This window comes from Gordonibacter sp. RACS_AR49 (genome assembly GCF_030418435.1).
In the GTDB taxonomy this organism is placed as follows: domain Bacteria; phylum Actinomycetota; class Coriobacteriia; order Coriobacteriales; family Eggerthellaceae; genus Gordonibacter; species Gordonibacter urolithinfaciens.
Genome location: NZ_JAIUDM010000005.1, coordinates 67,537 through 86,115, shown reverse-complemented (window position 1 = coordinate 86,115; position 18,579 = coordinate 67,537). Strand labels below are relative to the sequence as shown.

The 18,579-nt window shown below is 66.6% G+C and carries 16 protein-coding genes; 13 read left to right on the top strand and 3 right to left on the bottom strand.

Going from position 1 to position 18,579, the window contains the following annotated elements; translation table 11 throughout:
- Entirely contained in the window at nt 1-1,527 is a 1,527-nt protein-coding gene (locus LB310_RS09530; protein ID WP_278806395.1) for a hypothetical protein, read from the top strand.
- Nucleotides 1,528-1,600: 73 nt separating this feature from the next.
- Nucleotides 1,601-1,810: a hypothetical protein gene (locus LB310_RS09525; RefSeq protein ID WP_087190914.1), complete on the top strand. Its 210-nt coding sequence runs from the start codon at nt 1,601-1,603 to the stop codon at nt 1,808-1,810.
- Nucleotides 1,811-1,917: 107 nt separating this feature from the next.
- Here LB310_RS09525 and LB310_RS09520 read toward each other — a convergent pair whose 3' ends face one another.
- The gene (locus tag LB310_RS09520; protein WP_278806393.1) at nt 1,918-2,820 is read right to left on the bottom strand and encodes a papain-like cysteine protease family protein; all 903 of its coding nucleotides are present in this window, start codon (nt 2,818-2,820) and stop codon (nt 1,918-1,920) included.
- 359 nt (nt 2,821-3,179) lie between these two features.
- On the opposite strand from LB310_RS09520, the gene serC reads away from it, so the two are divergent.
- Complete coding sequence (serC, locus tag LB310_RS09515) at nt 3,180-4,262, top strand: 3-phosphoserine/phosphohydroxythreonine transaminase (RefSeq protein WP_278806392.1); 1,083 nt, start codon at nt 3,180-3,182, stop codon at nt 4,260-4,262.
- A 191-nt stretch (nt 4,263-4,453) separates the two neighbouring features.
- Here the strand turns inward: serC and LB310_RS15340 are convergent, their stop codons facing one another.
- Entirely contained in the window at nt 4,454-4,627 is a 174-nt protein-coding gene (locus tag LB310_RS15340) for a helix-turn-helix transcriptional regulator (protein ID WP_367316810.1), read from the bottom strand.
- Between the two features lie 110 nt (nt 4,628-4,737).
- Between LB310_RS15340 and LB310_RS09510 the strand changes: the two genes are divergently transcribed.
- From LB310_RS09510 to LB310_RS09465, 10 genes are all read left to right on the top strand, one after another.
- Complete coding sequence (locus tag LB310_RS09510) at nt 4,738-5,028, top strand: sodium:proline symporter (protein ID WP_278806391.1); 291 nt, start codon at nt 4,738-4,740, stop codon at nt 5,026-5,028.
- On the top strand, nt 5,021-5,290 hold the full coding sequence (locus LB310_RS09505; RefSeq protein WP_278806390.1) for a sirohydrochlorin cobaltochelatase: 270 nt from the start codon (nt 5,021-5,023) through the stop codon (nt 5,288-5,290). Before LB310_RS09510 ends, LB310_RS09505 begins: the two co-directional genes overlap by 8 nt.
- A gap of 568 nt (nt 5,291-5,858) precedes the next feature.
- The gene (ilvD, locus tag LB310_RS09500) at nt 5,859-7,541 is read left to right on the top strand and encodes a dihydroxy-acid dehydratase (protein WP_301154990.1); all 1,683 of its coding nucleotides are present in this window, start codon (nt 5,859-5,861) and stop codon (nt 7,539-7,541) included.
- The gene (gene ilvB / locus LB310_RS09495) at nt 7,538-9,412 is read left to right on the top strand and encodes a biosynthetic-type acetolactate synthase large subunit (protein WP_341461050.1); all 1,875 of its coding nucleotides are present in this window, start codon (nt 7,538-7,540) and stop codon (nt 9,410-9,412) included. The genes ilvD and ilvB overlap by 4 nt, the downstream gene beginning before the upstream one ends.
- Complete coding sequence (gene ilvN, locus LB310_RS09490; protein WP_015538691.1) at nt 9,409-9,894, top strand: acetolactate synthase small subunit; 486 nt, start codon at nt 9,409-9,411, stop codon at nt 9,892-9,894. Before ilvB ends, ilvN begins: the two co-directional genes overlap by 4 nt.
- 29 nt (nt 9,895-9,923) lie before the next feature.
- Nucleotides 9,924-10,919: a ketol-acid reductoisomerase gene (ilvC, locus tag LB310_RS09485; RefSeq protein ID WP_301154989.1), complete on the top strand. Its 996-nt coding sequence runs from the start codon at nt 9,924-9,926 to the stop codon at nt 10,917-10,919.
- Nucleotides 10,920-11,134: 215 nt separating this feature from the next.
- Entirely contained in the window at nt 11,135-12,715 is a 1,581-nt protein-coding gene (gene serA, locus LB310_RS09480) for a phosphoglycerate dehydrogenase (protein ID WP_301154988.1), read from the top strand.
- A gap of 30 nt (nt 12,716-12,745) precedes the next feature.
- A complete protein-coding gene (locus tag LB310_RS09475; protein WP_301154987.1) occupies nt 12,746-13,210 on the top strand; it encodes a GyrI-like domain-containing protein in 465 nt (154 codons plus the stop codon).
- A 140-nt stretch (nt 13,211-13,350) separates the two neighbouring features.
- Entirely contained in the window at nt 13,351-14,883 is a 1,533-nt protein-coding gene (locus LB310_RS09470; RefSeq protein WP_227115316.1) for a 2-isopropylmalate synthase, read from the top strand.
- 294 nt (nt 14,884-15,177) lie between these two features.
- Nucleotides 15,178-16,662 (top strand): aldehyde dehydrogenase family protein, encoded by a 1,485-nt coding sequence (locus LB310_RS09465; protein WP_301154986.1) that lies wholly within the window; start codon nt 15,178-15,180, stop codon nt 16,660-16,662.
- Between the two features lie 169 nt (nt 16,663-16,831).
- Here LB310_RS09465 and LB310_RS09460 read toward each other — a convergent pair whose 3' ends face one another.
- On the bottom strand, nt 16,832-18,295 hold the full coding sequence (locus tag LB310_RS09460) for a helix-turn-helix transcriptional regulator (protein WP_301154985.1): 1,464 nt from the start codon (nt 18,293-18,295) through the stop codon (nt 16,832-16,834).
- Between the last annotated feature and the right edge of the window lie 284 nt (nt 18,296-18,579).

Here is an 18,579-nt window from a genome sequence, read left to right as displayed (position 1 = left end):
ATGAAGGAAACACCGGTTGCCGGGAAGGCGCCCAACGAGGTGAAGGCGCCGGCTCGGGGGCGGGCGCCGGACGCGGCGGGGAAGGCGTCGCTGTTCGAGCGCGTGCCCGACGCGGCGCGCCTCGCCTGGCCCGATATTGCGGCCATCCTCTCGGGCGTGGTGTCCAGCCTCTCCAAGCTCATGGGCGGCGGCATCGTGGCGTTCTACGCGGGCTGCCAGCTGGGCGGGGTGGCCATGGCCATCACGTTCGCCTTGAGCTTCGTGCTCACGTACCTGGTGGGCAAGATCACGTTTCACGAGGGCCTGCCCAACAACGTGGTCAGCCGCCTGTACATCTTCGGCACGAAGGGCTCGGCCGCCGGCTCTCTCGTGTGGATATTCCTGCTGGTAGGTGTTCTGGCAGTGGGGACGGTGCAGCTGGGCAACGCCATCCTGTTCGCGTTCGGCTGGAGCGAGGAGTGGATGCGCTGGGCGCTGTTCGCGGGCATCTCGTGCGTGTGGGTGCTCATGGCGCTCTTCGGCACGAAGGCCATCGCGCGCATGAACGCCGTGTTCGTGGTGGCGCTGTTCGCCGTCATGGGCTACGTGGTATATCTTGTGGCCGCGAACGGCCAGATGGGCGACGCGCTCACGCACGGGGTGCTCATTCCCGGCGTGGAGGTGGGCGAGGGGTTCGCCTACGGGGTGAACTACGCCATCATGACGTCGGGGCTGCTCGCACTCTTCGCCGCCGACTTCACGCGCTTCGCCCGCCGCGAGCGCGACCTCGTGCCCATCTCGCTGGTGGGAAGCCTGTTCGCCGTGGTCACGTACCTGTTCGGCGCGCTCATCACGTACTTCGGCTTCGAGCAGTCGGCGGCGTACTTCTCCACCATGGGCTACGATGCCGCGGGCGCGGCGCATGCCGCCATCACGAACCCGGGCGTGTCGCTCGTGCTGGCGGCCGGCGGGGTGGGGCTCGCCATCATCTGCCTGTCGCAGATGAAGGTGGAGACGTCGAACTCCATCGGCGGCGCGAACGCGGTGTCGAACCTGTTCGACTCGCTGTTCGGCGTGAAGTTCTCCTGGCCCGCGGCCGTCGTGGTGGCGAACGCCATTGGGCTTTTGTTCATCCTGGGCGGCATCTTGGACCAGGTGAACGCGTTTATGAGCTTCGGCAGCATCCTCACCATCTCGTGGTGCGTGCTGCTCGTCACCGACTACTACCTCGTGCGCGGGCCGATGCGCATAGGCTCGCGCGGCCTGCCGCTCGACCAGGTTGAGAGCGTGAACTGGCGCGGCGTGGCCACTATCGCCGTCGTGAGCGCGGTGAACGGCGTGCTGTACGCCACTGGCGCGGTGGCCGTGCCGTTCGTGACCACGGCGCCCATGACCGCGGCCCTGTACGTGGCCTTGAGCTGGCTCGCCCGCGGTCGCGTGCGCGCCCGCGAGTCCGCGTGCGGCGCGGTGGCGGGAGAGCGGGTCGAGGGAGCGCCGGCGGCCGGCGCCGCACCCCGCGGCGAGGATGCCGCTGCGGCGGCCGAATGAGGTTCCCGGCCGCACGGCCGTGAGCAAGAAGAGAAACCGACAGAGAAACCGACCAGAAGAAGGAGACAGAGCCATGTGCTTCAGACCAGCGGTAAGCGGGATGGGCCCCGTCAAGTGCCCGAAATGCGGTGCGGAAGTCGACCCGAAGCTCGACGAGTGCCCGAACTGCGGCGCGAAGGCCGCCCCGGCGCCCGGCGTTCCCGCCATGCCGGCAGCTCCCGGCGCGCCCACGCCGCCTGCGGCCCCGAAGCCGCCGAGCGCCCCGCCGGCTCCGGGAGCGTAGGCGCTCGGCGCGATCAACCCCCTCAAACGCGAGGCGCCCCCGATGCGGGGGCGCCCTGACAACGAAAGCCGCCCCCGCATTTCGGGGGCGGCTTTCGTTGCGTCATGCTAGCCTGCCACGCTGTAGGCCCAGAGGCCGGTGCTCGATGGCAGGATCTCTTCGAAGTCCCAGTGCCGCTCCGTGCGGTCGACGCTCGCGGGGTCGTTCACGACAAGGCGGCCGCGCTCGTCGATGTCCGTCAGCACGATGTAGGCGGTACCGTTGCCGAATGCGCTGGACTGCACGGCGCAGACGACCGGGAAGCCCGAGTTGATCTGTCGCCTGACGGCTGGCTCGCTTGCCTCTACGGGACGTGCCGTCAGGCCGAGCCCGGCTGCGCCGTCGGTGAGCAGCGCCGTGGCGTCGGGTTGGTAGGCATAGCCGTCGCGCTGCGCGGCCGAGGCCACCTCCACCGGCCCCACGGAGGCGTCGCCCGTGAGGTCGATGCGCACCATGGCCAGGGCGAGCGGCGCAGCGCCGGACGTGCCGATGGTGCCCGAGCCGTAGGGGCGATCGGCCCATTGGGGATCCACCTGGTACAGCTGGGGCACGGTTCCCTGCTGCCACGACGATGGCGCCGCGCTGAGCGTGGCCTTCGTCGTGGCAGCAGGCTCGTCGGTCAGGATGGCATTGTCGACGATGCCGGTGAAGCCGTTCGCGACGCCGATGCCCACGAAGGCCGCGCCCACGGCGATAACCGCCATGAGCATGACCGCCGCCAGGATGCGCATGGGCTCGACGTCGGTGATCAGGGGCTTGGCATCGACCCGCGCACCGTGGGCCTGCGGAGGGCATACGGTTTCGCAGGCGCGGTAGGACACGACGCGCCGCTCGTTGCTGCGCGGCGCCGACGAGTAGCGCACGCCCTGCGCGCAGTCCGGCAAGGTGTGCCGCTCGGACGCGTACGGGTCGACGCGGCCGCCGGTGCTCGCTTGCTCGGCGACGAAGTAGGGCAGTCCACGGTACGGCATGCCGCGCCTCCTTTCCAAAGGTTCTCGAGCTTGCGGGGCCGGCGCGGTTCGCCCGCGTCCGGCGCCCGGGGTTTCTAAGGGTGCGAAGAGGGAGTTTAGGCTGTCCGTACGTGCTACCGCCTATGATCGGGGCATTCGTTTCCCGCGCATGGCCGATCAGTCAGCGAACCGACACGTGTGCAGCTCCTCACGCGGCTTCCCCGCCACCGGCGCTGCCCGCTGATCTTTTCCGCGCCGCCTGCGCAAACGCGTCGCGCGCATAGTACAATGCACCCATGACCAACCGCCACCGGCCTGCGTGCCGCAGCGCGCCACTTGCAGCGCGGCCGGCCGGGGAACCGAAGAGAGAGAAGGAGCGCATGGCCAGGGTGTACAACTTTTCAGCAGGTCCCGCCGTCTTGCCGGAGGAGGTGCTTGCCGAGGCCGCATCCGAGATGCTCGACTACCGCGGCTCGGGCATGTCCGTCATGGAGATGAGCCACCGCTCCAAGCCGTTCGGCGAGATCATCGAGAACGCCGAGGCCGACCTGCGCGAGCTCGTCGGCATCCCCGAGAACTACCGCGTGCTGTTCCTGCAGGGGGGCGCGTCGCAGCAGTTCGCCGCCGTTCCCATGAACCTCATGAGGAACCGCGTGGCCGACTACATCATCACCGGCGCCTGGGCGAAGAAGGCCTTCAAGGAAGCCAAGATCTACGGCGACGCCCGTGCCATTGCCAGCAGCGAGGACGAGACGTTCTCCTACATCCCCGACTGCTCCGACCTGGACGTGTCCCCCGACGCCGACTACCTCTACATCTGCGAGAACAACACCATCTACGGCACAAAGTTCCACACGCTGCCCGACACCAAGGGCAAGGACCTCGTGGCCGACGTGTCGTCGTGCTTCCTGTCCGAGCCGGTGGACATCACGAAGTACGGCGTCATGTACGGCGGCGCGCAGAAGAACATCGGCCCGGCCGGCGTGGTCATCTCCATCATCCGCGAGGACCTTATCACGGACGACGTGCTAGAGGGCACGCCCACCATGCTGAAGTGGAAGACGCAGGCCGACGCGAACTCGCTCTACAACACGCCGCCCGCCTACGGCATCTACATCTGCGGCAAGGTGTTCAAGTGGCTGAAAGACCAGGGCGGCCTCGAGGCCATGCAGAAGCGCAACCAGGAGAAGGCCGCGCTGCTCTACGACTTCCTCGATGCGAGCAAGCTCTTCCGCGGCACCGTGCGGAAGGCCGACCGCTCGCTTATGAACGTCCCGTTCGTCACCGGTGACGCCGACCTCGACGCCGCGTTCGTGGCCGAGGCCAAGTCCGCCGGCCTGGAGAACCTGAAGGGCCACCGCAGCGTCGGCGGCATGCGCGCGAGCATCTACAACGCCATGCCCCGCGCCGGCGTGGAGGCCCTCGTTGCCTTCATGGACAAGTTCGAGCAGGCGCACGCGTAGGCACTTTCCTCTTTGAAGAAGAGTCGCAGGCGGCGCATCGGAAAACGGTGCGCCGCTTTTTCTAGAGGCGTTTGCTAAAGAAGGCGTCTGTTTGAGGTGCTCCAAAGATAAAGGTCCTTAGAAAAACTGGCAAAAACGCCTTCAAGTTCCTTAGGAGAAGTGGAGTCCCATCGAGTGAAAACCTTCCTACGTCATTGCTTCCCGACGGTTCGCCCCTCTTCCGCCAGGTCGATCGGCTCTTGTTGGGAGTTTATCGAGAGCTTGCGGTAGATGCGCGACGTATGGGTCTTGACCGTGTGGGCGGAAATGAAAAGCTGGCCGGAGATGACCTCGGCGCTGCGGCCCTTGGCCCGCAGAGCGAACACCTAGTCGGAGGGCGTGGCATTTCGGCGTCCTTGCATTCGGGACTTGAAAAAGGGTAAAATAAGGTTCTTAATAAAGACCGCAATAAAGAACCTTATTAAGGAGAAAAGCTATGCCGGCTATTTACCCCTCTACTGCGCTGAAAAACCAGCAGCGTGAGATCAAGAAAATTGCAGACACCGAAGTTGTCTACATAACCGAGAACGGCCGCGGAAAGTATGCCTTCATGTCGGAGGACGTATTCCAGAAAAAGATTGACGAGGCTGTTGAGCAGGCGCTTTACGAGCAGCGTATGGCGCAGGCCCTCCGGCAATCCCGTGATGATTTCCAGAATGGACGCTACTATTCTTCCCGCGATGACCTCATGGCTGCGGTGCATGACAAGCGGGCCTCGCATGCCTAGAATGGAGTACGCGGAGCGCTTCGCCGAAGATCTTGCTTTGGCAACCTCTCCGAAAGTGGAGAGTCGTATCCTTGAGAATCTGGACAACATCGAACGTTTCGGCGAATTTGGATCTTCGATGGTTCCCGCGTCGATCAAGGAAGAGTTCGGCGAAGGCGTTCGCAAAGTGGCAGTGAACCCGTTCGATCTCGTGTACACACTCTACCCTGAGCAAGACCTTGCACGGGTAGAGGCGCTCGTACATCAGCGCGCCGCTCGCTAGGGCTGCGTGCGGTTTTGGAGATAAATGCCAGCTTCTCCCTCATTCCCGACCTCGTCCATGTGAATTTCCTACGGGAAACCTTCGATATTCAAAGTTTTTCTTGCACGGGGCGGATCGGGGAGTATACTGGCGTCCAACAACCTCATAGATCGAAATGCGATGACGAGGACCAGTAGGGACGAATCCATCTTCCAGAGAGCCGGCGGAAAGCTGCGAGCCGGCGGTGGACGGTCCGAAAGCCCCCTCCGAGCAGTTCGGCATGAACGTTTCGCGCGCGGACGGACGATCTCCGGCCCGGCGCGCGGGGCAAGTAGGGCTGAGCCGGCGACAACCGTTACCCGTCGAAGCGTGCAGTGCGGCTTAAGGCCGCGGTGCATTCTTTCTCCTAACCGTGGTCCTGGTGCAGCGACTTGCCTGCAGCGGGATTTTTTTATGGCTGGTTGACCGCAGGGCAGGGGCCCTGCCCTTGCCGGCGAGCGAGGTCGACCCCGCCTGTGGCGGCAAGGGCAGAGCCCCTGCCCTGCGGGACGGATCGACAGCCAGCACGGACGAAGGAGGAAGGAACGGCATGAAACGAAGAAGCTCGGCCGTCACCGAGGGCGTGGCGCGCGCGCCGCACCGCAGCCTGCTCAAGGCCGACGGGATCACCGACGAGGAGCTGGAGCGGCCGCTCGTCGCCGTCTTCAACTCCCGAAACGACATCATCCCGGGGCACAACAACCTCGACAAGATCGCCGAGGCCGTGAAGGCCGGCATCTACCTGGCCGGCGGCGTGCCGTTCGAGATCTCGACCATCGGCGTGTGCGACGGCATCGCCATGAACCACGACGGCATGCACTACTCGCTCGTGTCGCGCGAGGCCATCGCCGACTCGCTGGAGTGCGCGGTGCAGGGCCACGCTTTCGACGCGCTCGTGTGCATCCCGAACTGCGATAAGATCGTGCCGGGCATGCTGCTGGGCGCGCTGCGCGTGAACATTCCCACGGTGTTCGTGTCGGGCGGCCCGATGCTGGCCGGCAAGCAGCCGGGCGGATGCGGCCCCTCCACCGACCTCAACACGCTGTTCGACGGTGCAGCGCGCGTGAGGAGCGGCACGATGACCGAAGAAGAGCTCAAGTTCTACGAGGACACGGCGTGCCCCACCTGCGGCAGCTGCTCGGGCATGTTCACGGCGAACTCCATGAACTGCCTCACCGAGGCCCTCGGCATCGCGCTTCCCGGCAACGGCACCATCCCCGCGGTGTACTCCGAGCGCATCCGCTTGGCGAAGCATGCGGGCATGAGGGTGATGGAGCTCTTGGAGCAGGGGGTCTGCGCGCGCGACATCGTGAGCGAGGCCGCCATCCACAACGCAATGGAGTGCGACATGGCCTTCGGCGGCTCCACGAACACGGTGCTGCACCTCACGGCCGTCGCCCGCGAGGCGGGCCATCCCATCACGATGGACGATTGGGACGCGGCGAGCGCGCGCACGCCGCACCTCGTGAAGCTCGCGCCCTCGGGCCCGCGCCCGCTCACCGACCTGTACGAGGTGGGAGGCGTGCCCGTGGTCATGGCGGAGCTCGACCGCTTAGGGCTCATCGACCGAAGCGCGCTCACCTGCATGGGCCCCATGGGGGGCTACCTCGACTACATGGCCGAGCATTGCGCCGGCGCGGATGGCGAGGTGGTGCGCGCGCACGACAACCCGTTCTCCCCGGTGGGCGCGCTTAAGGTGTTGCACGGCAACATCGCGCCCGACGGCGCCATCGTGAAGAAGTCGGCCGTCGATCCCTCGATGATGACGCATACCGGCCCCGCGCGCTGCTTCGACAGCGAGGAGGAGGCCTGCGCCGCCATCAACGCCGGGAAGATCGTGGCGGGCGACGTGGTGGTCATCCGCTACGAGGGGCCGAAGGGCGGCCCGGGCATGCGCGAGATGCTGACGCCCACGTCCTCCATCGTGGGGATGGGCCTGTCCACGAGCGTGGCGCTCATCACCGACGGGCGCTTCTCGGGCGCGACGAAGGGCCCGGCCGTGGGGCATGTGAGCCCCGAAGCGGCCGCAGGCGGGCCCATCGCGCTCATCGAGGAGGGCGACCAGGTGACGGTGGATATCGAGGGCGGCGCGCTCACGCTGGGCGTGGACGATGCCGAGCTCGAACGCCGCCGCGCGGCCTGGACGCCGCCGGCGCCAAAGCACGACCACGGCGTGCTCGCGAAGTACGCGAAGCTCGTCTCTTCCGCAGACAAGGGGGCGTATGTTTCATGACCGAGGCGAACCAGAACCAGCAGCAGCCGCGTCCCGGCGCGACGGCGGCCGTCAAGGGCGCGCCGCGCGGCCTCGGCAGCCGCACGGAGAAGCAGGGCCGCACCATGACGGGCGCGCAGGCGGTCGTCGCCTCGCTCGAAGCCGAGGGCGTCGACCTCGTGTTCGGCTACCCGGGCGGCCAGGCCATCAAGATCTACGACGCGCTCTACGACTCCACGCAGATCAAGCACGTGCTCTCGCGCCACGAGCAGGGAGCCGTGCACGAGGCCGACGGCTACGCGCGCGCCACGGGTAACGTGGGCGTGGCTATCGTCACGAGCGGCCCGGGCGCCACGAACACGGTCACCGGCATCGCGACGGCCTACATGGACAGCGTGCCGCTCGTGGTGATCACGGGGCAGGTGCCGCGTGGCGTCATCGGCACCGACTCGTTCCAGGAGTCCGACATCGTGGGCATCACCATGCCGGTGGTCAAGCACAGCTACCTGCTGCAATCCACCGACGAGCTGACGGCTACGTTCCGCGAGGCGTTCCACATCGCCAAGACCGGCCGCCCCGGCCCCGTGCTCATCGACGTGCCGAGCGACCTCGCCAGCGAGGAGCTGGTGTTCGCGTACCCCGACGAGGTGAACCTGCCGTCGTACAAGCCCACCTACCGCGGCAACGCCAAGCAGGTCAAGCAGGCGGTGGCCCGCATCCGCCGCGCCGAGCGGCCCGTGCTCTACGTGGGCGGCGGCGTGGTGTCCTCCGGCGCGTCCGAGGAGCTGCGCGCGCTGGCCGAGCTCATGCAGGTGCCGGTGGTCACCACGCTCATGGGCAAGGGTGCGTTCCCCGCGTCCCATCCGCTGAACCTGGGGCCCGTGGGGATGCACGGCTCGAAGTACGCGAACCTGGCCATGACGGAGAGCGACCTCATCATCGCGGCGGGCGCGCGCTTCTCCGACCGCGTCACGGGCCGGCTCGACGAGTTCGCGCCGCACGCCGAGGTCATCCACATCGACATCGACCCCGCCGAGATCGGCAAGGTGCGCGAGGCGCAGATCCCCATCGTGGGCGACCTGAAGGGAGTGCTCGGGGGCATCGTGGCCCAGCTTTCCAAGGAGGGCGTGAGCCCCGAGACGGAGGCGTGGCTCGGGCAGATCGCCGAGTGGCGCCGCCGCCACCCGTTCTACCATCCGAACGTGGGCGACGCGCCCGAGGAGATCGTGCCCGAGGTGGTCATGGAGAAGCTCTCCGACGCGCTCGATCCCGAGAGGAGCATCGTCGTGACCGAGGTGGGGCAGCACCAGATGTGGGCCGCTCAGCACATCGCGCGCGAGCGCCCGCGCTCGTTCATCTCGTCGGGCGGCTTGGGCACGATGGGCTTCGGCTTCCCGGCCGCCATCGGGGCCGCCATCGGGTGCCCCGACAAGACGGTGGTGTGCGTGGCCGGCGACGGGTCGTTTCAGATGAACAGCCAGGAGATGGCCACGGCGGGCATCCACGGCGTGCCGGTGAAGGTGCTCGTGATGGACAACCGGTGCCTCGGGATGGTGCACCAGTGGCAGCATCTGTTCTACGGCGAGCGCTACTCCTCCACGCTGCTCGACGCCAACCCCGACTTCGTGAAGCTGGCCGACGCGTACGGCTGGCAGGCCGCGCGCGTGGAGAGCCCCGACGAGCTGGACGCCGCGCTGGCTGCGATGCTGGCCGCCGAGGGCCCCTACCTGCTGGACGTGGCCATCTCGCGCGACCAGAACGTGTTCCCCATGGTGGCGCCCGGGCGCGCGCTCGACGACGTGATAGGCGCCATCGACGTGGCCGTGGGGGCCGTGCGCACGGACGTGCCCGAGGCGGACGGCGCCGCGGGCGGGAAGGGAGGCATGCGATGAGGCACATCCTGTCCGTCCTGGTTGAGAACAAGCCGGGCGTGCTGTCGCGCGTGACGGGGCTCATCTCGCGGCGCGGCTTCAACATCGAGTCGCTGTCGGTGGGCCCCACCGAGGACCCCACCATGTCGCGCGTCACGGCCATCGTGAAGGCCGACGAGGTGGCCTACGAGCAGATCACCAAGCAGCTGCACAAGCTGATCAGCGTGCACAAGATCAACGACCTCACCGACGAGGGCGCCATCGAGCGCGAGCTCGTGCTGTTCAAGGTGAACGCCACGCCCGAGCGCAGAAGCGAGATCATCGAGATCGCCAACGTCTTCCGCGCGAAGATCGTCGACGTGGGGAAGAGCTCGCTCACCATCGAGGCCACCGGCGACGAGAGCAAGCTCAAGGGCATGGAGGACCTCTTCCGCGCCTACGGCATCAAGGAGATCACCCGCACCGGCAAGATAGCGATGTCTCGCAACAGCAAAGACGTTTAAAACCAGCCTACAGAAAGGAAACCAACACCATGGCTGTCACGATCTACCACGAGAACGATGCGAACCCCGAGCTCATCCAGGGCAAGAAGGTGGCCGTCATCGGTTACGGGAGCCAGGGCCACGCCCATGCGCTCAACCTGAAGGACTCGGGCGCCGACGTGCGCGTGGGCCTGCGCGAGGGCTCGAAGTCGCGCGAGGCCGCCGAGGAGGCCGGCCTCAAGGTCATGGGCGTGGCCGAGGCCGCCGAGGAAGCCGACCTCATCATAATACTCACGCCCGACGAGACCCAGGCCGCCACCTACGAGGCCGAGATCGCCCCGCACCTGAAGCCCGGCGACACCCTCGCGTTCGCGCACGGCTTCAACATCCATTACGGCTGCATCACCCCGCCCGCCGACGTGGACGTGGTCATGATCGCGCCGAAGGGCCCGGGCCACATGGTGCGCCGCGTGTTCACCGAAGGGGCGGGCGTGCCCTGCCTCATCTGCGTGCACCAGGACGCGTCGGGGCAGGCCAAGGACGTGGCGCTGTCCTATGCCTGGGGCATCGGCGGCGCCCGCGCCGGCGTCATCGAGACCACGTTCAAGAACGAGACGGAAACCGACCTCTTCGGCGAGCAGGCGGTGCTCTGCGGCGGCGTGACGGCGCTCATCAACGCCGGCTTCGAGACGCTCGTGGAGGCGGGCTACCCGCCCGAGATGGCCTACTTCGAGTGCTTCCACGAGATGAAGCTCATCGTGGACCTCATGTACGAGGGCGGCATGGCCAAGATGCGCAACTCCATCTCCAACACCGCCGAGTACGGCGACTACTACGCCGGCCCCCAGGTGATCACCGACGAGGCGAAGGCCGCGATGAAGATCATCCTCGCGCGCATCCAGGACGGCAGCTTCGCCCGCGAGTTCATGGAGGACTCGGCGAACGGCCAGAAGTGGCTGCTCGAACAGCGTGCCGAGCACGCCGAGGCCCCCATCGAGCAGGTGGGCGAGGGCATCCGCTCCATGTTCAGCTTCGCCCGGCGCTAGGAAGGTCGCGCGGCGCCGCGCAGCTGCCGGGTTGAGCGGCGCCGGCGACCGATTGCTTGGGCGGCTTTTCGCATTTCGTCGATAATTTCCCGCCCGACCCGGCGCGGCGGGCGGTTTCGCCTTATCATGGGGCAGCCGCCCGGACGCGTCCCGACGGGTTCCCGCGCGGCGCAAGCGAAACATACCAGGAAGACTCTTGCAGAGGTGGTAGTTCTATGACGAAGAAAGTGCTGGTTGCCGAAAGGCTGGCCGACGCCGGCCTCGCGGTGCTCCGCGACAAGGGCTACGAGGTGGACGTCAAGCTGAAGATGCCCCCCGAGGAGCTGATCGCGGCCATCCCGGCTTACGATGCCCTCATCGTGCGGTCGGCCACGAAGGTGACGCGCGAGGTCATCGAGGCGGGGAAGAACCTGCGCATCATCGGCCGGGCCGGCGTGGGCGTGGACAACGTGGACGTGGAGGCCGCCACCGAGCGCGGCGTCATCGTGTGCAACGCCCCCACGTCGAACATCGTGAGCGCCGCCGAGCACACCATGGCCCTCATGCTGGCCTGCGCCCGCAACGTTGCCCAGGCCAACGCCTCCATGCACGAGGGCCTGTGGGAGCGGACGAGGTTCACCGGCGTCGAGCTGTACGAGAAGACGCTCGCCATCTTCGGCCTGGGCCGCATCGGCGGCCTCGTGGCCGAGCGCGCCCGTGCCTTCGGCATGAGGCTCGTGGGCTACGACCCGTACTGCAGCCCCGAGCGCGCCGAGCAGCTGGGCGTGACGCTCTACGACGACGTGGACGCCATCGTGCCGCTCGCGGACTTCATCACCGTGCACCTGCCGAAGACCAAGCAGACCATCGGCATGTTCGGGCCCGACCAGTATGCGCGTATGAAGGACGGCGTGATCCTGGTGAACGCCGCGCGCGGCGGCATCTACAACGTGGACTCGCTCGCCGACTTCCTGGCCGCCGGCAAGATAGGCGCCGTGGGCCTCGACGTGTGGGAGAACGAGCCGTGCACCGGAAGCCCGCTGCACGAGTTCCCCAACGCCATCCTCACCCCGCACCTGGGCGCGTCCACGAAGGAGGCGCAGCTGCGTGCCGGCGTGCAGACGGCCGAGTACGTGGCCGCGGGCCTGGCGGGTTCCATCGTGCCCACCGCCGTGAACATGGCGCCGGTGCCGCCCGAGGTCATGGACGCGGTGGGGCCGTACGTGCCCGCCTGCCAGATGATGGGCAGCATGCTCGCGCAGATCCACGGCGAGGTGCCGCAGTACCTGAAGCTCACGGCCGCAGGGTCGCTCGCCGATGCCGACCCGTCCATCCTGGTGGCCGGCACCGTCAAGGGGCTCCTGTCCTACCAGGGCCGCGCCACGGTCACGCCCGTGAACGCCGATGCGGTGGCCCAGCGCCACGGCATCAAGGTGGAGACGCAGGCGCGACCCGATGCCGACGGCTACGCCTCCACGGTGGCCGTCATGGCCGACGGCACCGAGGTGGCCTGCACCCGCGGCGATGCCGCGCAGACCGCGCGCCTCGTATCGCTCTTGGGCTACAAGATAGACATCGCGCCGGGACGCCAGTCGCTCATCTTCGAATACGTGGACGCCCTGGGCCGCATGGGCACCATCGGCACCATCCTGGGCGAGGCGGGCATCAACATCACCACCATGCAGATCGGCGCGAAGCCGGCCGACCGCTGCGCGCTCGTGTACATGAACGTGGAGGGCGAGGTGGACGACGCCGTGCTGTCCCGCCTGCGCGCCGAGATACCCGAACTGAAGAACCTCTGGTACGTGAAGCTGTAGCGAGCTCCTTCACCCAGCAAAGGAGGCATTATGCCCCGTATTACAGAATTTGCCCTGATCGATCGCGCCGAGCAGCCTTGCGTTGCGGTGAAGGAGCGTACGCCAGTCGCGCAGCTACCTGCGCTCATTGGTTCCGCGTTCCCGAAGTTGGGCGCCTATGTCGCTGGGGAGGGCCTCGAGCCTGCCGACATTCCGTACGTACGCTTTCTCGATATGGGCGACATGGATAACCTGCTCGTGGAAGTGGGCTTTCCGCTTGCCCGCCCGCTGCCGGATGCAGGTGACGTCGTGGCCGGCAGTATTCCGGCTGGGCGCTACGTCACGTTCATGTTTCTGGGGCCGAACGAGGACATGGAGCCAGTCTATCAGGAGATGGAGACATGGCTGGCACAGCGCGGGCTCGTTTCGTCAGGTCAGTGTATCGAGCAGTACTACAACGGCGCGCCGTTTCCGCGCGAGAAAGCGCTTACGGGCGTGTTAGTGCCTTTGGTTTGAGCGACGCGTTTCTTTTCCACGTCGCCAGGCAATCCCAAGTGACGCACTTGGGATATTTGCTAAGATAGTCGAAGCAATCGTGAATAACCCGCCGCCCCTGCGAGGGTGCAGCGGTCGTTTAGAAGGAAAGGACGCATGACATGACGCGCAAGATCGACATCTTCGACACCACGCTGCGCGACGGCGAGCAGTCGCCGGGCGCTTCCATGAACACCGAGGAGAAACTGGTGGTCGCGCGTCAGCTGCTGCGCCTGAACGTCGACGTCATCGAGGCGGGCTTCCCCATCTCGAGCCCCGGCGACTTCGAGAGCGTGCGCCGCATTGCCGAGCTGGCGGGCGATGCGGCCGTGGTCTGCGGCCTCACGCGCGCGGTGGAGAAGGACATCGACGCGGCGGCCGACGCGCTCAAGTACGCCAAGCGCCCCCGCATCCACACGGGCATCGGCGTGAGCCCGAGCCACCTGCGCGACAAGCTGCGCATCACCGAGGACGAGTGCGTGGAGCGCGCCGTGAAGTGCGTGAAGTACGCCAAGCAGTTCGTGGAGGACGTGCAGTTCTACGCCGAGGACGCGGGCAGAAGCGACTACGACTTCCTCGTGCGCGTTATCCAGGCCGTCGTGGACGCGGGCGCCACCGTGGTGAACATCCCCGACACCACGGGCTACTCGCTGCCCGAGGAGTTCGGCCGGCGCATCAAGTACCTGGTGGAGGGCGTGAACGGCATCGAGAACGTGAAGATCGCCGTGCACTGCCACAACGACCTCGGCATGGCCACAGCACTCGCCATGGCCGGCGTGAAGAACGGCGCGCGCCAGGTGGAGTGCACCATCAACGGCCTGGGCGAGCGCGCGGGCAACACGGCCATGGAGGAAGTGGTCATGGCCATCCGCATGCACGAGGACGAGCTGGACGCGCACACCGATATCAACACGCGCGAGTTCTGCAAGGCGAGCCGCCTCGTGTCGTCCATCACGGGCATGAACGTACAGGCCAACAAGGCCATCGTAGGCGCGAACGCCTTCGCGCACTCCTCGGGAATCCACCAGGACGGCGTGCTGAAGAAGCGCGACACCTACGAGATCATCGACCCGGCCGATGTGGGCGCGGGCTCGAGCCAGATCGTGCTCACGGCGCGCTCGGGCCACGCGGCCCTCAAGCACCGCCTGGAGGAGCTGGGCTACGAGCTTGAGGGCGAGGCGCTCGACCAGATGTACGAGGCCTTCCTCAACCTGGCCGACAAGAAGAAGGAAGTCTACGACGAGGATCTGGAGAGCCTCGTGAACGAGCGCGACCGCAACGAGAGTGCGCTCTACACGTTGGAAGGCGTGCAGATCAGCTGCGGCTTCCCGCTCACGCCCACGGCCACGGTCACGCTGAAGAACGCCGCCGACCAGGTGGTGACGGCATGCGAATACGGCACAGGCCCCATCGACGCCATGTGCAAGGCCGTGAACAAGATCGTGCAGGTGGACAACGATCTCACCGAGTTCGCCGTGCAATCCGTCACGCGCGGCATCGACGCGCTCGGCGAGGTGACCATCCGCGTGACCGACCCGACGGGCGACATCTACACGGGCCGCGGCGCCGACGGCGATATCGTGGTATCGTCCACGAAGGCGTACCTGAACGCCCTCAACCGCCTGCTCAACGACAAGCAGGGCAAGCGCGCCTAGACCTGGCCGAAGCGCTGCGGAGGCGCCGCGCCCTCATGGGATGCGCGCGCACCGCCTCATGACGGGGAGCCCGGGCCGTACGACGGCCCGGGCTCCCCGTTCGCGCATCGGCCCGGTTTCTCCTTTGCGCACCCTAATGCTACTTCATCAGCAGCGTTTCTTGACCGTTGACGGGTTTCCACAAAACCCCGACTGACACGCCTTCGAGGCGCGCGCTATGCTGGGATCGGCGGCCAAGCTGGCCGCGAGGTTGGGAGCAGCGGCGCGAAGCCGCCGGACGAAAGGATGCGCGCAATGGAGAACCCCGCACAGAAATCCTACCAGCTCTACATCGACGGCCAGTGGGTCGACGCCTCGGACGGCGGCACGCTCGACGTGTTCTGCCCGGCCAACGGCGAGCAGCTGTCCACCATCGCCGACGCCACCAAGGAAGACGTCGACCGCGCGGTCGACGCGGCATGGAAGGCGTTCGAGACCTGGGGCAAGACCGACAAGGCAGAGCGCGCCATCATCCTGAACAAGGTCGCCGACATCATCGAGGCCAACGCCGAGAAGCTGGCGCTCTTGGAGTCGCTCGACAACGGCAAGCCCATCCGCGAGACGCGCGCCATCGACGTGGCGTACTCCGTCGACCACTTCCGCTACTTCGCCGGCGTCCTTCTGGCCGACACGGGCGAGGCCGATATGCTTCCCGGCAACATGATGTCCCTCGTGCTGCACGAGCCCATCGGCGTGGTGGGGCAGATCGTGCCGTGGAACTTCCCGTTCCTCATGGCCGCCTGGAAGCTGGCCCCGGTGCTGGCCGCCGGCGACTGCACGGTGTTCAAGCCCTCGTCCACCACGTCGCTCACGGTGCTGGAGCTGGCGAAGCTCACGCAAGACGTCATCCCGGCCGGCGTGTTCAACGTGGTCACGGGCCGCGGTAGCAAGTCGGGCCAGTACATCCTCGACAATCCCAAGATCAGCAAGCTCGCGTTCACCGGATCGACCGAGGTGGGCCGCGACGTGGCCCGCGCGGCCGCCGAGCGCCTGATCCCCGCCACGCTGGAGCTGGGCGGCAAGTCCGCCAACATCATCTTCCCCGACTGCAAGTGGGACATGATGCTGGACGGCGTGCAGCTGGGCATCCTGTTCAACCAGGGCCAGGTGTGCTGCGCCGGCAGCCGCATCTTCGTGCACGAGGACATCTACGACAAGTTCGTCGAGGACGCGTGCCGCGCGTTCGGCAACGTGAAGATCGGCATGCCGTGGGAGGACGACACCCAGATGGGCAGCCAGATCGACCAGGGCCAGATGAACAAGATCCTCGAATACGTGGAGATCGCCAAGCAGGAGGGCGGCCGCGTCCTCTGCGGCGGCGAGCGCGCCACCGAGGGCGAGCTGGCCCGTGGCGCGTTCCTCAAGCCGACGCTCATCGTGGTGCCGAACAACTCGTGCCGCGTGGCTCAGGAGGAGATCTTCGGCCCCGTGGCCGTGGTCATCAAGTTCAAGGACGAGCAGGAGGTCATCGACCTGGCGAACGACTCGGTCTACGGCCTGGGCGGCGCCGTGTGGACTCGCGACATCAACCGCGCGTTCCGCGTGGCGCAGGGCGTGCGCACGGGCCGCATGTGGGTGAACACCTACAACCAGATCCCCTCCGGCGCGCCGTTCGGCGGCTACAAGGAGTCCGGCATCGGCCGCGAGACGCACAAGGTCATGCTCGAGCACTACACCCAGACGAAGAACATCATGATCAACCTCGGCGAGGAGCCGAGCGGCTTCTACCCCGAGAAGTAGCGGCTGACCGATAACTCGGCAGGCAAGCGGGCGGCAGCGATGCCGCCCGCTTTTTGCGTTGGGGCCCCGCGGGAGAGGGGCCGCGCGATGCAGCTCCTATTATGCGTTCTGCTGCGTGCAGGAGCGCCCGAACCGCTGAACGACGAGGGGGCGTCGGCGGGCACGTTCCCTAGAAGTCGCTCCTCTGCAGGTTGATGTAGTTCAGCAGCTCGCTGCGCTTGTGGATCTGCATCTTCTCGTAGATATGGCGGATGTGGGTGTTCACCGTATAGGGTGATATGACCAGCTTCGTGGAGATGGTGCTGGTGGTGTAGCCGCGGGCGATGAGCCCGAGGATCTCGCGCTCGCGTGCCGACAGCGAGAACTCCTCGGCCACCTCGGCGCAGATCTCGTCCACCTCGGCCTTCGAGGGCGGTGCCGCCGTCAGGGCCACGATGCTGAACTCCTGGCGCACGAGGGGGATGAGCAGCGCCGCGAGCACGCAGATGAGTGCGAGGCACGTCTCGGGCGCCACGGCCAGCGCCATGGCGGGCGCATGCTCGTAGGCCACGGCCAGCGTGTTGCCGAAGGCGATGCCCGCGCGCACGCAGCCTCCCGAGAAGCTGAACGCCATGGCCGGCGTGCTGTAGCCCTTGGACATGAGGATGCCGAAGTACATGATGAGGAGTATCTCGAAGATGGACGAGATGCCCACCGCGGCCACGAAGGAGGGGAAGTACAGCGCCTTGTCGGCCAGGAACAACGAGAAGGCTACGATCTCGAACACGAGCAGCCATGGGTAGAGCTTGAAGATGTTCACCTTGTCCTTGGACGCGATGCAGATGCCGGCGATGGCCAGCATGAGCACGGCGCCGCCCAGGATGCCGAACGTGAAGCTGGACACCTCGGTGGGCAGCACCTCCCAGGGGATGACGGCCGCCAGGAAGTACGAGGCGAACGACGCCACGAACGAGATGGCGCACACCACTGCCATGCTCTTGAAGCCGCCGCCCGCGGCGTGCTTCGGCAGGAGCGCCGGGAACGAGCACGTGCCGTCGCGTCGCGCCAGCACCAGAAGCCCGCCCGAGGCCAGCGGCAAGAGCGCCACGAACGCCGTGGCCGCCACGGGCGGCAGGAGCAAGGTCGTGCCCACGCACGCGAGCAGCGTGAAGCCGAACACCGTGCCGATGTGCTTGATGGAGAAGTTCGCCTTCACGCAAGCGTAGCGTTCGCCCCAAAGTATCCACATCACAGCCTCCGTGGCGCCCAGGAAGAACGACAGCGCGTAGGCCACGCCGGGTGCCGTGAACGAGAAGGGTGCCAGGCACAGCGCGAGGGTGGCCGCCGTGGTGAGCGCAGGCGCCGCCCATGCGAGCCAACGGTATGACGAAAGGTGCCGTTTGCGCCCCAGCAGCAGCGCGATGAGGAACAGGAACAGCACGGTGGCGCCCAGGTTCAAGAGCCATGACACGGTCACGCGCTCGTCGAGCAGCTCGGTCTGCACGAACGCGTGCGGCACGAACCACAGCGCGTAGTGCCATGCCAGAAGCAGCGCGAAACCGACGTACTTCGCCGCCGGCCCCTTCGCGAGCCGCGCCAGCGATTCTTCTGCAACCTTACCCTGCTCCCTGCGATCCTCCGATTGGCTTCCCATGGACGCGCCCACCCCTTCGTTCTCGGTCATGCGATGGATGACGATGCTGCCTACCTGCCCGAACCGTCGGTGCGCGACGGCGGGCGCATGCGCTACTCATTGGTGAGAACCTATCACCAATTCTACGGTAACGCCTCGCAAAAAAGTAAGTATTCGGGTGTTCATGGCCATTTTGCGATGGCAAAACCACGGCTCGCGAACAGAATGCGCCCATCGGCTCGGAACCTGCCGCTCGCCGCCTCACCCAAGCCGTTGGGCGCCAGGTTCCCGGACAACCGCAAGGA

What these genes read in the sequence shown, in the direction of transcription:
- ilvN (WP_015538691.1), top strand. Translation starts at nt 9,409, where the DNA reads ATGAGGCACATCCTGTCCGTCCTGGTTGAGAACAAGCCGGGCGTGCTG.
- LB310_RS09505 (WP_278806390.1), top strand. Translation starts at nt 5,021, where the DNA reads ATGCCTAGAATGGAGTACGCGGAGCGCTTCGCCGAAGATCTTGCTTTG.
- LB310_RS09475 (WP_301154987.1), top strand. Translation starts at nt 12,746, where the DNA reads ATGCCCCGTATTACAGAATTTGCCCTGATCGATCGCGCCGAGCAGCCT.
- serC (WP_278806392.1), top strand. Translation starts at nt 3,180, where the DNA reads ATGGCCAGGGTGTACAACTTTTCAGCAGGTCCCGCCGTCTTGCCGGAG.
- LB310_RS09470 (WP_227115316.1), top strand. Translation starts at nt 13,351, where the DNA reads ATGACGCGCAAGATCGACATCTTCGACACCACGCTGCGCGACGGCGAG.
- ilvC (WP_301154989.1), top strand. Translation starts at nt 9,924, where the DNA reads ATGGCTGTCACGATCTACCACGAGAACGATGCGAACCCCGAGCTCATC.
- LB310_RS09465 (WP_301154986.1), top strand. Translation starts at nt 15,178, where the DNA reads ATGGAGAACCCCGCACAGAAATCCTACCAGCTCTACATCGACGGCCAG.
- serA (WP_301154988.1), top strand. Translation starts at nt 11,135, where the DNA reads ATGACGAAGAAAGTGCTGGTTGCCGAAAGGCTGGCCGACGCCGGCCTC.
- ilvB (WP_341461050.1), top strand. Translation starts at nt 7,538, where the DNA reads ATGACCGAGGCGAACCAGAACCAGCAGCAGCCGCGTCCCGGCGCGACG.
- LB310_RS09530 (WP_278806395.1), top strand. Translation starts at nt 1, where the DNA reads ATGAAGGAAACACCGGTTGCCGGGAAGGCGCCCAACGAGGTGAAGGCG.
- LB310_RS09525 (WP_087190914.1), top strand. Translation starts at nt 1,601, where the DNA reads ATGTGCTTCAGACCAGCGGTAAGCGGGATGGGCCCCGTCAAGTGCCCG.
- LB310_RS09510 (WP_278806391.1), top strand. Translation starts at nt 4,738, where the DNA reads ATGCCGGCTATTTACCCCTCTACTGCGCTGAAAAACCAGCAGCGTGAG.
- LB310_RS09460 (WP_301154985.1), bottom strand. Translation starts at nt 18,295, where the DNA reads ATGGGAAGCCAATCGGAGGATCGCAGGGAGCAGGGTAAGGTTGCAGAA.
- ilvD (WP_301154990.1), top strand. Translation starts at nt 5,859, where the DNA reads ATGAAACGAAGAAGCTCGGCCGTCACCGAGGGCGTGGCGCGCGCGCCG.
- LB310_RS09520 (WP_278806393.1), bottom strand. Translation starts at nt 2,820, where the DNA reads ATGCCGTACCGTGGACTGCCCTACTTCGTCGCCGAGCAAGCGAGCACC.